General features: G+C 37.5%; 12 protein-coding genes. 1 reads left to right on the top strand and 11 read right to left on the bottom strand.

What is annotated here, in order from left to right; all coding sequences use genetic code 11:
• Positions 1-502: 502 nt before the first annotated feature.
• Both KQI49_RS14175 and KQI49_RS14170 read right to left on the bottom strand, forming a co-directional pair.
• Positions 503-1,138, bottom strand: a complete 636-nt coding sequence (locus KQI49_RS14175) for a Vat family streptogramin A O-acetyltransferase (protein WP_216489921.1) — start codon at positions 1,136-1,138, stop codon at positions 503-505.
• Between the two features lie 138 nt (positions 1,139-1,276).
• Positions 1,277-1,876, bottom strand: coding sequence for a TetR family transcriptional regulator (locus KQI49_RS14170; RefSeq protein WP_216489919.1), 600 nt, complete (start codon positions 1,874-1,876; stop codon positions 1,277-1,279).
• Positions 1,877-2,063: 187 nt separating this feature from the next.
• Between KQI49_RS14170 and KQI49_RS14165 the strand changes: the two genes are divergently transcribed.
• Positions 2,064-3,032, top strand: a complete 969-nt coding sequence (locus KQI49_RS14165) for a quinone oxidoreductase family protein (protein ID WP_216489917.1) — start codon at positions 2,064-2,066, stop codon at positions 3,030-3,032.
• Between the two features lie 839 nt (positions 3,033-3,871).
• Here KQI49_RS14165 and rlmD read toward each other — a convergent pair.
• The 9 genes from rlmD to KQI49_RS14120 all read right to left on the bottom strand — a co-directional run bounded on the left by rlmD (position 3,872) and on the right by KQI49_RS14120 (position 14,962).
• A complete protein-coding gene (gene rlmD / locus KQI49_RS14160; protein ID WP_216489915.1) occupies positions 3,872-5,257 on the bottom strand; it encodes a 23S rRNA (uracil(1939)-C(5))-methyltransferase RlmD in 1,386 nt (461 codons plus the stop codon).
• 183 nt (positions 5,258-5,440) lie between these two features.
• On the bottom strand, positions 5,441-6,451 hold the full coding sequence (locus KQI49_RS14155; RefSeq protein ID WP_216489914.1) for a WD40/YVTN/BNR-like repeat-containing protein: 1,011 nt from the start codon (positions 6,449-6,451) through the stop codon (positions 5,441-5,443).
• Between the two features lie 156 nt (positions 6,452-6,607).
• Positions 6,608-7,513, bottom strand: coding sequence for a diacylglycerol kinase (locus KQI49_RS14150; RefSeq protein ID WP_216489912.1), 906 nt, complete (start codon positions 7,511-7,513; stop codon positions 6,608-6,610).
• Positions 7,514-8,136: 623 nt separating this feature from the next.
• Positions 8,137-9,567: an Asp-tRNA(Asn)/Glu-tRNA(Gln) amidotransferase subunit GatB gene (gene gatB, locus KQI49_RS14145; RefSeq protein ID WP_216489910.1), complete on the bottom strand. Its 1,431-nt coding sequence runs from the start codon at positions 9,565-9,567 to the stop codon at positions 8,137-8,139.
• On the bottom strand, positions 9,567-11,027 hold the full coding sequence (gene gatA, locus KQI49_RS14140) for an Asp-tRNA(Asn)/Glu-tRNA(Gln) amidotransferase subunit GatA (RefSeq protein WP_216489908.1): 1,461 nt from the start codon (positions 11,025-11,027) through the stop codon (positions 9,567-9,569). Before gatA ends, gatB begins: the two co-directional genes overlap by 1 nt.
• 12 nt (positions 11,028-11,039) lie before the next feature.
• Positions 11,040-11,330, bottom strand: a complete 291-nt coding sequence (gene gatC / locus KQI49_RS14135) for an Asp-tRNA(Asn)/Glu-tRNA(Gln) amidotransferase subunit GatC (RefSeq protein WP_216489906.1) — start codon at positions 11,328-11,330, stop codon at positions 11,040-11,042.
• 381 nt (positions 11,331-11,711) lie between these two features.
• A complete protein-coding gene (gene putP, locus KQI49_RS14130) occupies positions 11,712-13,232 on the bottom strand; it encodes a sodium/proline symporter PutP (protein ID WP_216489904.1) in 1,521 nt (506 codons plus the stop codon).
• 299 nt (positions 13,233-13,531) lie between these two features.
• A complete protein-coding gene (locus KQI49_RS14125) occupies positions 13,532-13,675 on the bottom strand; it encodes a hypothetical protein (RefSeq protein WP_216489902.1) in 144 nt (47 codons plus the stop codon).
• A gap of 18 nt (positions 13,676-13,693) precedes the next feature.
• A complete protein-coding gene (locus KQI49_RS14120; protein ID WP_216489900.1) occupies positions 13,694-14,962 on the bottom strand; it encodes a helix-turn-helix domain-containing protein in 1,269 nt (422 codons plus the stop codon).
• Positions 14,963-15,157: the final 195 nt, after the last annotated feature.

Here is a 15,157-nt window from a genome sequence, read left to right as displayed (position 1 = left end):
CCCTGCGCCCTCTTAACCAATAAAATAAAAGCCGAGGATTCCTTAACGTAGGAAAATCGGCTTTCTTTATGTCGAATTTTGCTTAGCGTATGTTTTCCGCGTTTTGTTGGTAGGACCCCTTCTCTTCTAGCCTCTGCTATAAAGGATTGTTTATCTTCCATGAATATTCACACCTCCCAAACTTGGTTATATAATCATTTTTTTGATTGGCCGTTCAATTAATCCCATTATAATACTTTCTTAATTCTTGTCAATAGGGTGGAATAAAGGATTAAATATAGAGTTAAAGAGATATTGGGGATAGAGAAAAAGACCGAATCACTATTGATCCAGCCGAATTTACATTGGTTTTAAATTAAGTTTGATTTTCTTTTTCAAATTGTATAGTAAACCTCTTTTTCACAGGCAATCGTAAATGCTTATTTTTCCTAATTCATAAACATCGTTTGGGAATTAGAGTAATTAATTATCACCCTCAAACGCTACTCAAACAATCTGATAGTTAATTAATAGTTTTAATTCTGTTTAAATCAGAACTACAAAGTATTTCAAGATTAGAAAAGATCTTCTCAGGTGGCCAGTCCCACCATTTTAGTTTAAGTAAATAGTCAATCAATTCATCATCAAACCTCTTCTTAATAATCCTGATTGGATTCCCACCTACAATATGATAAGCTGGTACATCCTTTACTACTACAGAATTGGCTGCAATGATGGCTCCATCTCCTATATGAACGCCTGGCATTACTGTTACATTTTGCCCAATCCATACATCATTGCCAACCACTGTGTCTCCTTTAAATGGTAGATTTTCAAGTGACGGTGTTGCTTTTTCCCAGCCATTACCAATAATATTAAAGGGATAGGTCGTTACAGAGTTCATCCGATGATTTGCACCATTCATAATAAATTCTATCCCTTTAGCAATCGCACAGAACTTACCGATAATTAGCTTATCACCAAGAAAATCATAATGATGTGTGACATGTTCTTCAAAATTTTCAGCTCCATTAACATCATCATAGTAGCTGTAATCTCCCACACTTATACTAGGCCTGGTAACTGTATTCTTTATAAAACAGATACTTTTAATTGCCTCATTAGGATATAGATCCTTCGGGTTTGGACCGTATTGCATTTACTCTACCTCCCATTTATTGTTGCTTCCTAGTATATTACCTTTTTTAAATCCTTTTCAGAACTATAGCCCTCCGTCCAGTTATCCCGGAGTGCCACAAACTAAGTGGAATTGTTTGTACATAGAAACCCAAACTTACTACCTAATTATAGTTTTCAAACCATCATTAAAAAGATCATCAACTGTTCGATCTGCAGCAAAGTACTCTTCTATGGCTTCGATCATTAAGGGATGGTTCTTTTTAAATTGTTCTGTATCAAAGCCTTCCATGAGCTCGGTAGATGGGGAGTTTTGCTCCTCGATAACATGACCGAACGTGTAGCGGGTTGCTGTCAGAACAAGCAAGCGAGATTGGTGTAGACTCATACCAGTATTTAAAAGTGTTTTTATAGCTTCTTCTGATATTTTTGCCATTGTTAATGATAAATGAGTCCCAGCGACGACCCTTCCCCCATCTTTATATGAGAGCAACGCTTTACGTAACCTATTAAAAATTAACATAAGCCAATCTTGCCATGGCTCATCATCCCTTCGTGGCTGTATTTCTGAAAACTCCATCTGTAATATAGTTTCAGCCATTCCGTTTACCAGTGCCTCTTTATTTTTAAAATGCCAATATAAAGCCGAAGCATAAACTTCTAATCTTTTTGCCAGTTTTCTTAGTGTTACACCTTCAAGACCACTTTCATTAAGCAGTTGTAGAGCTTCTTCAATAATTTGTTCCTTTCTCAAAGACATCTAACTTCTCCCCCCAATACTTAATTCTTAACACCACTTTTATGAAGAAATAGAAGAATTCATTGAAAATATTATAAAACAAATAAATTTATCTACTTGACATTATATCATAAATTCTTTTATACTGAACACAGTTCAATTGAACACTGTTCAATAAAAAATATTATAGCCAGGGAGGAGAAAAAACATGAAAGCTGCCGTATTATACAAATTCGGAGAAGTGCCTCGTTATGAGGATTTTCCTGATCCTAGTCCTACTCAGGAAGAGGTTCTCATCAAGGTTAAAGCAGTTGGGTTTGAAAATGTTGATAAAATGATGGCAGAGGGGAAACATTTTGCAAGTAATCAATTTCTTACTGAGCTTCCTGCAATTGTAGGTTTCGATGGAATAGGTGAACTAACCGATGGGAAACTTGTCGGATTTGGAGGTACAAAAGCCCCGTATGGAGCGATGGCAGAAAAGACAGTTGTTCCAAAAACTCATACTGTTCCAATCCCTGAAGGCATTGATGCCGCAACAGCAGCGGTACTTCCTGCATCTGCTTTAACATCTTTATTTCCACTTAAATGGGGTGCAAAACTTCAGAAGGGGGAAACAGTCCTAATAAACGGAGCTACAGGAGTGGCGGGAAAACTTGCTGTGCAAATAGCAAAACTACTTGGTGCAGGTCGAATCATTGGTACTGGCCGCAATCCTGATTCATTAAAACAAATCATGGATCTTGGGGCAGATGCAGTTATTAATCTCAAGCAACCCAAAGGTCAGCTTTCCGATTCATTCAAAAAGGAAGCAAAAGATGGCTATGATGTCATTCTCGATTTCCTATGGGGGCATCCTACAGAAACGCTTATCAATACACTAATTCCTGATGAAATTGGATATGTAGGTAACAGGATACGTCTTGTACAAATTGGAGAAGCAGTAGGGGAAACGATTTCTCTACCTGCTAGTTCACTTAGAAATTCTGGTCTGGAGATTATTGGAGCATCCGCTGGTATGACTCCTGAGGCGATAAATGAGAGTACAAACCAAGTTTGGGAATGGCTCAGGGAAAATAAGTTAAAAATGGACATTGAAAAGGTTCCACTGAAAGATATCGAAAGCACATGGAAGCGAACGGACTTTCAGGGGAAAAGAATAGTCATAGTTCCATAAAATTATTAATAGACATCAAGCAATGTAAGACTATATTCTTACCTATTGATTAAAAATGAAAAATAAAAATCACTCAACATATTATGTGCTGAGTGATTTTTGTTTACGTTGTTAATGTTGACCCGAAAGTGAATTCATTCTCATTCTATATTTGCAAGTAGTCTGGACCATTTAACACTCTCAAAGAGCTTATAGAAATGACAACGTTCTAAATCATATATGCTTTTACCCGTAAATCCTTTCGATAGTTTCCGTACTATTTCTTTCTTCTTTCCTAACCTTCACTTTACATTGGAATATTATAAACTAAACTAAATTTATTTTCACAACTATGTGCCGTAACAATTAACATCACCGAAATCTCCCCCCTCCAACCCGCATTCCACCGTTCGAGTTAAAATAAAGTTTTGCTACGGAACCACCATTTTCACACTTTTTCGGTTCAAAAATGGCCGTTTTTCGGGCCTTTTTCGCCTGTTTTTTCACCTTTTTTTCAGAGTTAAAATAAAGATTCCCGAAATATAATGGAGCAAAGAATACGGGAGAAAAGAAATGATGAGTAAAGATAAATATTGGATGACTATTGTTTTACTTATTGTACTACAATTGGGATTAATATTGAATAAACCCTTTAGTACCAATAATTTAGGCGATATTATTTTTATGAAAAAACTATTGGAAAGATATTGATTTGTATTGAAAAAAGCATAAAAAATCCCGGGTTCCTATTGAGGAAAAACCGGGATAATATTGGTTCAGACCCCGAAATCGGAAATGTTTATTTTAACGGAATTGATGTCGGAGTCGGTAATGTTTATTTTAATTAAGAGATTTACTTTTTAATTACACAACCTCTGTTCCAACCTAGTCACCGACTCAATATGCATACTCTGTGGAAACATATCTACTGGCTGCACTTCTTTCGTTTCATAACCGCCCTCGTCCAATATCTTTAAGTCACGTGCTAAAGTTGACGGGTTACAGGACACATAGACAATTCGCTTAGGCTCCATATCAATCATTGCTTGAATAAAGTCGACTTCACAGCCTTTTCTTGGTGGATCCACGACGATGACGTCTGGTCTCAATCCCTGAGCTTTCCACCAAGGCATGACCTTTTCTGCTTGGTCAACCACAAATTCTGTGTTGGTGATGCCGTTCAATTTCGCATTCTTTTTGGCGTCATCAATGGCTTCAGGTACGACTTCGATGCCGTATACTTTTTTCGCTTTTTGAGCTAAAAATAATGAAATTGTTCCAATTCCGCAATAAGCATCTACAACGATATCGTTGCTCCCAATATCTGCATATTCTAATGCTTTGTCATAAAGTTTTTTCGTTTGGGGAGGATTTACTTGATAAAATGATTTTGCTGAAATTGCGAAACGGATGTCGCCTATCGTATCGTAAATGTATTTCTCGCCGTATAATAGTTTCGTTTCTTTTCCTAAAATAACGTTCGTTCTGCGATTATTGATATTGTGCATAATTGATTTTATATGTGGATAGGTTTCGGTCAATTCCTTTACAAGTTCGTCTTGATGCGGAAGTTTTGCCGTTCGAGTAATGATGACAATCATTGTATCCTTCGTTTCCCTACCGGTGCGCACCATGATATGACGTAAGGTGCCCTTGTCATTCTTCTCATCATAGGCTTCAATGCCAAGTCGATCAGCAATTCGTCTAACCGCTTCGACCATCCGATCGTTAACTTCGTCTTGCACCACGCATGTATCCATATCTTTGATAATATCATGGCTTCTCATACGGTAAAATCCGGTAATGAGTTCACCCTTGTGTTCACCGACTGGAATGCTCACTTTATTACGGTAACGCCATGGATCTTCCATACCAAGTGGGTTGTGCACAGGCACATCATCTAAATGGGCAATTTTTCGCAATACATTTTTCACTTGATTTTGTTTCATTTCAAGTTGCATATCATAACTCATATGCTGGATTTGACACCCACCGCATTTATAAAAAACATCACACGGGGGTTCCACTCGATGTGGGCTTGATTTGGTGATTTCAATTAATTTCCCAAAACCAAAATTCTTATTCACTTTAACAACTTTGACCGTTGCTTCTTCACCGGGTAAACCATACGGAACGAACAAGGGATAACCGTTGATTTTTCCGACGCCATTACCTTCATGGGTTAAATCTTCAAATTGAAGTGTTATTGTTTCATTCTTTCTTACTGGAGCTTTTCCTTTTGCCATGATTCAATCGTCCTTTATGTTTATTCATTATTATGTAGGTTTTATCTTATCATAGATAGTAGATAAGGTTTAGTGTTTGTATTTAATACATGAAAAACAGCTTGCTGCTTAAACGTAAGATTATCCTTTAAACTGCAAGCTGTTATGTGCTAAAGCGCCTTTTTCAAAATTCATATTTGCTAATCAAACCCCAGCGAATGCCCATACTCTTTCATTTGATAAACGATCCGGCCATTCAAGAGGAATTTTCCGCCACGTCTTTCCAGAGTCTTTTGAACTGTACATCCCCAGATTATTTACTCCAAAAAACTCACCCTGTTTACCACTTGAAATGAGCGAAAATACAGAGGAGCCATCAGGTTTCGGCAATCCAGACTCAATCACTTGCCACTCTTGCCCCTTTTCTTTACGTACAAGGACGGTGTGAGCTCGCTCAGGCATATAAGCCGTCCGGGCACTTTTCGAAGCAGAAGCAACAATGGTGTCTGGATCACCTGAGTCTACAGTAAGTTCCACTAAATACGTATAAGGGTCTAGCCCGTTGTTAATCGTCTCCCATGTTTTTCCTCCGTCATGACTTTCCGCAAAACCTCCTCCGGCTGCTTCATATATACGTCCTTTTGCCAAAGGATTCATCGTTAAGGTATGACAGTCATATTGTGATCCAGGTTTTCTGTCTTCCCATGTTTCACCCTTGTCCTCACTTTTCATCACACCACCCAATTCGATGCCCGCGTAAATTCGGCTTTCATCATGGATATCTGGTTGAATCCATCTCACATGATGTGTATGAGGACGTGGTGGAAAACTCCATGTTGATTTAGATGGAAGGTTTTGTAATGCAGGACAGTCTTGCCAAGTTTCTCCACCATCTGTCGAGCGAAACAAGGCGCTAGGTTCCGTTCCTGCCCAAACAACAGCATGGCCATCTACTAGTTCACTCTTACTCACGGCAACGCTGAGCACACGATTATGAGTTATTCCTTCTCCTGCTGGTCGCCACGAGGCACCAAAATCATCCGTAATCCATAGGCCATTATCGAAAGACCCACCGTAAAATCTTCCTTTTCGCGTTGGATCAGCTGCTAAACATCTAAAGCTGTGAGGTGTCTCCTTTTCCTGTAAGACCCAACCTCCGTTCTCTTGAGTCGCTTCGTATATAAACTGCCCAGCTGTGAAAAATAACTTTTCCATTCTTTATCCTCCTCCCAATATTTCAAAAAACTTAATAGGAAATTAAATGTCTCTCTTTAATAATAAATATATCTTCTTATATCCAAATTTACTAATAATTGATTCTATTATGTCATTTACTTTTTAAAAATGAAAAAAAGATTACTGACCATTTTATCAGTAATCTTCCATAAATAATTGAGGTACGAAGAATTCAATATGCCGCTGGAGATTTACAAACTCCCCTGGCAAAAGCCCACCATATTCTCCATCGATGTTTAGTTGCATTTTTTGTTCTGGTGTCACTTTAATATTTTTTGCTTTGGTGTAGATTATGTTATCATCGTCTAAATGATTTCCGCGCAGAGCCATAGTGGCGATACGGATAAATTCGGCTAGATTCGTTTTTCTTAAAATTAATAAGTCAAAATAGCCATCATTCAAACTAGCGTCTGGAGCTAACTTTTCAAAGCCGCCAACGGAATTTGTATTCGCGACTAAAAATAACATCACATCTTCATCAATGACATTTCCATCATATTCAATTTTTGCTCGAATGGGTCTTAGTGATGGCAGCATCTCAATACCCTTAATGTAGTATGCCAATTGACCGATCATCGTCTTTAGACCTGTTGGCACTTCATAAGTAAGTTCCGTCAGTCTGCCGCCCCCAGCAATATTCATGAAGTAATGTTCATTCACTTTGCCGATATCGAGGAACATCGACTGATCTGCTAAAATGATATCGACTGCCTTTTCAATATTACGAGGGATAAATAAGGCTCTGGCAAAGTCATTCGTCGTTCCGGTCGGTATAATCCCGAGTTTAGGACGTTTTTCTTCACCTGCCATCCCATTGATCACTTCATTAATCGTTCCATCTCCGCCAGCTGCAACAATAACATCATATCCGCGATCAACGGCATATTTCGCCGCTTTCATCGTATCTCCCTCTTCTGGAGTGGTGGCATGGGCTGACGTTTCATAGCCCGCCTGTTCAAATCGTTCCAGTACGGTTGGCAATTCTTTTTTGAAAGCTTCCCGGCCAGATGTCGGGTTATATATAATCCGTGCTTTTTTCAAAGATGACCCTCCCCTATTTCCGTGACGCAAGGCCATTGTTTATTAAAATTACTTTCCATTCATTAATATAACACAACCTTTATCATAGCCCTTATTGAATTTTTTTAAAAGTGATTTGTATTTAAAAAGACAATACCGTGCTAAGATGCCTGAGGGAAAAAGAAGAAGAAAATTCAATTGGACATGGAAGAAGTGTTTTGCTTGATTGATGTCCGATTGGGCATCGCTATTGGACATGGAATGAGAATTTTGCCTGAGTGATGTCCGATTGGGCCTCGCTATTGGACATGGAATGAGGATTTTGCCTGAGTGATGTCCAATTGGGGCTTGCTATCGGACACGAAGTAAGAATTTTGCCTGAGTGATGTCCGATTGGGCATCGCTATTGGACATGGAATGAGAATTTTGCCTGAGTGATGTCCGATTGGGCCTTGCTATTGGACATGGGATGAGGATTTGGCTTGATTAATGTCCGATTAGGCCTCGCTATTGGACATGAAGTACAAATTTTACACAAGCAATGTCCGATTGAACCGCCTCGCAAACTACTAATACTGGCCTGGATGAAACTCACCCCGTATATAAAAAAGACTCTCTGCAAAAATGCAGGAGCCTCCTTTGTGTTATCTTTTTTCAATTTCTTGTTTTAAAATTTTATTAACCATTGGCGGGTTGGCCTGCCCTTTTGTTGCTTTCATGACTTGACCAACTATAAAGCCTAATGCGCGGTCTTTACCGTCTTTAAAGTCTAAAACGGATTGTTCGTTGTCATCTAGAACTTTGGTAATAATTTCAGTTAGCTGACCCTCATCTGAAATTTGAACAAGTCCTTTTTCTTTAACAATTTTCTCCGGGTCGCCGCCTTTTTCAACTAACTCAGCAAACACTTTCTTCGCCATTTTGGAAGAAATCGTGCCATCTTTGATTAGTTTAATCATCTTAGCTAATGCTTCAGGTGTCATTGGTAAGTCATGGAGTTCTTTCAAATGCTTATTCATATAGGCAGAAACGTCACCCATCAGCCAGTTCGACACTTGCTTCATATCTGCGCCTTCTTCAAGAGCCTTTTCAAAGAAATCCGCCATCTCTTTAGAGCTTGTCAGAACTTCAGCATCATATGCAGGCAGTTTTAATTCTTCAACATAACGTTTCCTACGGGCATCAGGAAGTTCAGGAATGCTTTGGCGAATCCGTTCTTTCCAAGCATCATCGATATAAAGTGGAACGATATCAGGATCTGGAATAAAACGGTAATCGTCTGCACTACCTTTAACACGCATCAAAATTGTTTCTTTCGTTTTTTCATCATAGCGGCGCGTTTCTTGTAAAATTTCTCCACCAGACAATAGGACTTGCTCTTGACGTTTTTCTTCAAATTCAAGACCTGCTTTAACAAACGCAAACGAATTTAAGTTTTTAAGTTCTGTTTTAGTTCCAAACTCATCTTGACCATATGGACGTAATGAAATATTGGCATCACAACGAAGTGAGCCTTCTTCCATTCTTACGTCAGAAACGCCTGTATATTGGATAATATTTTTTAGCTTTTCAAGATAAGCATAAGCTTCATCAGGCGTGCGGATGTCAGCTTCTGATACAATTTCGATAAGTGGTGATCCTTGACGATTGAAATCAACTAATGAATAACCATCATCCCCATGGGTTAATTTACCCGCATCTTCTTCTAAATGAAGACGTTCGATGCCGATTCGCTTTTTCTTTCCATCCACTTCAATATCTATCCAACCATTTTCCCCAATCGGATTTTCATCTTGGGAGATTTGATAAGCTTTTGGATTATCCGGATAAAAATAGTGTTTCCGATTAAAAACAGAATGAGTCGCAATGTCACAGTTTAAAGCCATTGCCGCTTTCATAGCAAAGTTGACAGCTTCTTCATTTAAGCTTGGCATAACACCTGGATAAGCTAAATCAATCGGGTTAACATTTTCGTTTGGTTCAGAACCAAAAGCATTTTTACTAGGACTGAATACTTTTGAATTTGTTTTCAATTCAACATGCACTTCTAAACCTATGATTGTTTCAAAATTCATTATTTCCCACCTCCTAATTGAGGTCTTTTTGTATGATGATCTGTTGCTTGCTCGTAAGCATGTGCTGCGCGATATACTGTTTCTTCATCAAAGTGTTTGCCGATGATTTGCAAACCTATTGGCAATCCCTCGCTTGAAAAACCACAAGGTACTGACATAGCAGGCACGCCAGCTAAATTAACTGGCACCGTTAAAACATCGTTCGCATACATAGCTAACGGGTCGTCTGTTTTTTCCCCAAACTTAAAGGCAGTAGTTGGTGTTGTCGGACCAATAATCACATCGTATTTTTCAAAAGCATTCTCGAAGTCTTGCTTAATTAATGTCCGTACCTTTTGTGCTTTTTCAAAGTATTCTTCGTAATTACCAGAACTTAGCGCAAATGTCCCTAACATAATACGGCGTTTTACTTCGTCACCAAATCCTTCGCTACGGGATAGTTTGTACATCTCAAACATATTTTTTGCGTTTTCAGAACGTTCACCATATCTCACACCGTCATAACGTGCAAGATTTGCAGATGCTTCTGAGGAAGAAATAAGATAGTAAGCCGCTTCAGCGTATTTTGAATGGGGAAGGGAAACTTCTTCCCATGTTGCTCCTAACTTTTCATAAATGCTTAATGCTTTTTGAACGGCTTCTTTCACTTCAGGATTTACTTTTTCTGATAGGTATTCTTTCGGAACACCGATTTTCAAGTTTTTAACGTCACCTGTTAATGCATCTGTATAAGTTGGAACTTCCAAATTCGCACTTGTGGCATCTCTTTCGTCATGTCCTGCAATTACTTCAAGAACACGAGCATTGTCTTCTACTGTGCGTGTGATCGGACCGACTTGATCGAGTGACGAGGCAAATGCCACAAGTCCAAAACGAGACACACGTCCATAGGTTGGTTTTATCCCAACGACGCCACAATAGGCAGCCGGCTGACGAATGGAGCCGCCAGTATCAGAACCTAGGGCAAATAACACCTCACCTGCTGCAACGGCAGCCGCTGCTCCTCCACTTGATCCCCCAGGTACATAGTCTGTGTTCCACGGATTACGTGTTTTAGAAAAACTAGAGTTTTCAGTTGAAGACCCCATGGCAAACTCGTCCATATTCAGTTTACCAAGTGTCATTGCTTTTTCTTGATTTAATTTATTAATCACTGTGGCATCATATAAAGGATGCTCAAAGTTTTTTAATAGTTGACTTCCTACCGTTGTTTTTAATGCTTTCGTAACAATATTATCTTTGATACCGGCAGGAATACCAAATAATTTTCCATCTTCACCAGTATCTAATTCTTCTGCTGCTTTTATTGCATTTTCTTCATCGACCGTGATAAATGCTTGAACTTGATCGTCCACTTCTTTGATTCGTTCTATCGATGCCTCAACAAGTTCTTTGGCCGTTATTTCTTTATTATGTAGCTTTTCTTCTAGCTCTTTAATTGAATGATTCAATAATGACATTAATTTCCCTCCTTACTCTAAAATTGACGGGACTCGAAAATGCCCATCTTTATGATCAGGCGCATTCTTGAGTACTTCCTCCTGAGTTGTCCATTGTTTAGGTTCGTCTTTACGCATCACATTCTCCAATTTTAAAGCATGTGTCGTTGGTTCAACACCCTCTGTATCAACTTCATTAAGCTGTTCAGCATAAATTGTTATCGCATCAAGATGTTCTTTAAACATTTTCGTATCCTCTTCTGTAACCGCCAAGCGTGCTAAATCAGCAATACGCTTAACTTCATCCATCGCAATATTTGACATATGTGCACCTCCATCTTTTAAATTTTGTCATTAAATCATATATTTTCTTTAAAGCTTTTTCTTATCCTATAAACTCTCATAACACTATTGATAATAGCAGAATTGACCAGCCTTTCGCAACTTATGCGACACTTTATACAGAGCGACGACGTTAAGAAAAATAACTTTTTTCTTGTACTAAACCGATGACATTTAATGAATATACAAATAAAAAATCCAAACAATAATTCAAATCTCTTAAACTGAGAATCAAATTAGTTTGGATTTTAGCTATAATTATAATATAGAGAAGTGTTTTCCATAGCGATGAAAAATTATCTGATTTGATGTAACACTTTAGAATTCTAAATTACTTCCCATCTTTTATAAACCAAAGAACTCCTATTCTTTAACTCTAGCAACCGTCTCATCAAACTCAGCTTCAACGCTTTCATGAGGTTCACCAAACAAACTTACGATAACAGTGACAATAAGATTTAATAAGAATCCGGGTAAAATTTCGTAAAGATCAAAGATGCCACCTGATAGAAAATCTCCCCAAACAATCACTGTTACCGCTCCAATAATAATGCCCGCTAAAGCTCCGTTTCGAGTAATTCTTCTCCAGAAAAGAGACAGAAGAATAATCGGCCCGAACGCTGCTCCAAAACCTGCCCATGCATAGCTGACAAGTTCAAGAACCGAACTTTCAGGGTTCATGGCAATAATCGCGGCAATTAACGCAATAACTAATGTAGCGATCCTACCAACCCAGACAAGCTCTTTATCAGACGCCGAACGACGAAATATTGCTTTATAAAAGTCTTCAGCGACAGCTGATGAGGATACAAGGAGCTGTGAATCTATCGTACTCATAATCGCTGAGAGTATAGCTGCAAGTAAAATACCAGATACGAGTGGATGGAATAGAATCTGTGAGAAAGCAATGAAAATCTTCTCAGGATCATCTAAATATTGAATACCATTTTCAGTGATCACATCAATTCCAAACTTTGATAAGATACTAACGTCTTGCGTACTAATGAAAGCGAGTCCAACGAGCCCAATAAAAATAGAACCATATAATCCCAAAATCATCCAAGTGGTTCCGATAAATCGTGCAATTGGAACGTCTTTTGGTGATCTTAAGGCCATAAAACGAACAATAATATGTGGTTGACCAAAGTAACCAAGACCCCATGCAATGGAAGAAATTATGGCCATGATACTGACACCTTTTATCATATTAAGATGAGTCGCATCAATTTGACCAACTGCCTGCACAGCTTCATTCAAACCTCCCATTTGATTTAAAGCGACAATTGGAACGACAATCAATGCTAAAAACATTAAGCTTCCTTGAATGAAATCTGTCCATGCTACTGCTAAAAACCCACCTAATAAGGTATAAGAAACAACAACAATCGTGCCAATCCAAAGCGCCGATTGATAGGATAATCCAAAGGAAGCTTCAAATAACTTGGCGCCTGCGACCATTCCGGAAGATGTATAAAAGGTGAAAAATAAAAGAATAACAAAAGCGGATATGACACGAAGAACATGGGATGTATCTTTAAAGCGATTTTCTAGGAAATCTGGAATAGTAATCGAATCATTCGAAACCTCCGTATAAATACGTAAGCGCTTTGCAACGAACTGCCAATTTAAATAAGCTCCAACAGCTAACCCAATTGCCATCCAAGCCTCAGCTAATCCTGATAGATAAATAGCACCTGGAAGACCGAGTAAAAGCCATCCACTCATATCAGAAGCACCGGCACTTAACGCAGCTACCGTCGGACCAAGCTTACGACCACCTAAAACATAATCGGATAAATCATTGGTCATACGATACATAATGACACCGATAATAAGTAATAATAATAAATACACAAAAAATGCAACAAACGTAGCTGTATCCACCGATTATTTCCTCCTTTCTCTAATCAAGGTAAAGATAGATAACAAGATTAATAATGGCATTGGGACAAATAACCAAAACCACGTCACCAATGGAATTGAGTACTCCATTCAGCACCCTCCCTCCCCATATTAACGTATGTTAAATGCTAACATTAAATACAACTGATATTTATTTAATAAATTCATATGATGACTCATTCACTTCTAGACAAAAAAATGCCTGAAATAGGTTCCACGCTATTTCAGGCTATAATATATATAATAGGGTAAAAAACATAATTCCATCTTACTTCCATCAATTACATGAAAGAAACAGGTTTTTGTACTGATAGAATGCTTGGCTCTAATTCATAAGCCAAATCTTCTTGATTACTGTCTTGAACTGACATAAACCCTCCCATTAACATCACTCCTAATACAGTTCCTACAAAAAGTTTTTTCATTTTGTATCCCCCCTTTAATTACAAAATAATTAATTTACCATATGTTAAATTTGCGAGTTTGTAATATTTAAGTGCTTCTTTGTACTTTGCTTGTTTTTCAAAATGTTCACCCAACATATTGGCAAAGTCAACTAAATAAACATATTCTTTATGTTTGGTTAAGTAAGGTAAAAATTCATTTATTAAAATACTTTCAAATTTGGCTTCATCTTTTTCCATGGCATATTTATAAGCAGTTAATGCATAGTAGTGCGCTTTAAAAGCTTCATCATAATTTAACCTTTTAAATAACTTCAAGCCTTTATCTAACATAATTTTACTTCTATCATATTCCCCTATTTTAAAATATTCTCTAGTCAATGAGGTAGCAGTTGGCAACTTAGTTTGTAAATCTACTTCTGAATCTTCTACAACTTCGCCATAATAATGAACAGCACTATGAGAATCTCCTTTTGATGAATAAAGATACCCTAAATTCACATTTGCCAGTTGAATGATTTGATTACTTCTTTCCAATCCACCTAAGTGTTTCGCTAAGTTATAATTTTTGATTGCTTTATCATACATTTTTATCCGACGATAAGAAATACCAAGTACAATATGACATTGAGCGCAGCGGATAAAATTATATTCTATCTGAAAGACTTCAATTGCTCTTTCTGCGTAATCAATGGATTCTAAGGTATTTCGAATTTTACTGTGAGCTACCGCAATCGTATAATAAAGATCAGCAGCTTCATCATTTTTTAGGTCGATTTGCTTTAATTTTTCTTCAGCAAGTTCATATAACTTAAGAGCTTGATTGTTATCTCCGGTTAGAGAGTTATAATTTCCTTTAAACTTATACCAATAATATAAATGGAGATTATCAAATGTATTGGAAACTTCATTTAAGCTATTAATCTGTTCAAGAGCACTCTCATGCTCACCAATAACTAAAAAGTATCTCACTTTGTAAATCTCAAACATAAGATAATTATTTGAGTTTACAGTTTCCATTAGTTTATTAAGTTCTTCATAACGTTTTTTAATCTCTTCCTTGTCATTCACTTCAAACAGCATGCCATACCATTCTTCACATTTGTCTTTAATATCAATATCTTTTTCGTTATCAATTTCAATCCCTAGTCGAGTGCATAACAAACTAATTACTTCTGGACTTGCCTCTGCTCGTTGATTTTCAATCTTAGATAAATAAGACATCGAGACAATTCCACTAGCTAATTCATCTTGGGTCATCCCTTGCTGGACTCTTTGCAATTTGATATAGGATCCGACTTCCATCATTTTACCCACCCGACTTTTTTTGAATTATTTCAATTAATTAATTTGTTTGTTAATACTATAATAGCATAACATTAAAGAAATTCATATTGGGAAAGTTGAGGGGAGAAAGTAGTGTTTAAAACGGTAAAAACTTTCCTACTTTCCTGACTTTCATCAAAAAATCAATAAATTTATTAAAAAAAGTAAAAAAGAACC

It is taken from the genome of Virgibacillus sp. MSJ-26, assembly GCF_018918075.1.
In the GTDB taxonomy this organism is placed as follows: domain Bacteria; phylum Bacillota; class Bacilli; order Bacillales; family Amphibacillaceae; genus MSJ-26.
The sequence above is the reverse complement of the archived record's forward strand: the minus strand, read 5'-3'. Positions and strand labels throughout refer to the sequence as shown.

Excerpts from the sequence above, each read along its gene's own strand:
- KQI49_RS14175 (WP_216489921.1), bottom strand. The coding sequence starts at position 1,138 with ATGCAATACGGTCCAAACCCGAAGGATCTATATCCTAATGAGGCAATT.
- KQI49_RS14170 (WP_216489919.1), bottom strand. The coding sequence starts at position 1,876 with ATGTCTTTGAGAAAGGAACAAATTATTGAAGAAGCTCTACAACTGCTT.
- KQI49_RS14165 (WP_216489917.1), top strand. The coding sequence starts at position 2,064 with ATGAAAGCTGCCGTATTATACAAATTCGGAGAAGTGCCTCGTTATGAG.
- rlmD (WP_216489915.1), bottom strand. The coding sequence starts at position 5,257 with ATGGCAAAAGGAAAAGCTCCAGTAAGAAAGAATGAAACAATAACACTT.
- KQI49_RS14155 (WP_216489914.1), bottom strand. The coding sequence starts at position 6,451 with ATGGAAAAGTTATTTTTCACAGCTGGGCAGTTTATATACGAAGCGACT.
- gatB (WP_216489910.1), bottom strand. The coding sequence starts at position 9,567 with ATGAATTTTGAAACAATCATAGGTTTAGAAGTGCATGTTGAATTGAAA.
- gatA (WP_216489908.1), bottom strand. The coding sequence starts at position 11,027 with ATGTCATTATTGAATCATTCAATTAAAGAGCTAGAAGAAAAGCTACAT.
- gatC (WP_216489906.1), bottom strand. The coding sequence starts at position 11,330 with ATGTCAAATATTGCGATGGATGAAGTTAAGCGTATTGCTGATTTAGCA.
- KQI49_RS14125 (WP_216489902.1), bottom strand. The coding sequence starts at position 13,675 with ATGAAAAAACTTTTTGTAGGAACTGTATTAGGAGTGATGTTAATGGGA.
- KQI49_RS14120 (WP_216489900.1), bottom strand. The coding sequence starts at position 14,962 with ATGATGGAAGTCGGATCCTATATCAAATTGCAAAGAGTCCAGCAAGGG.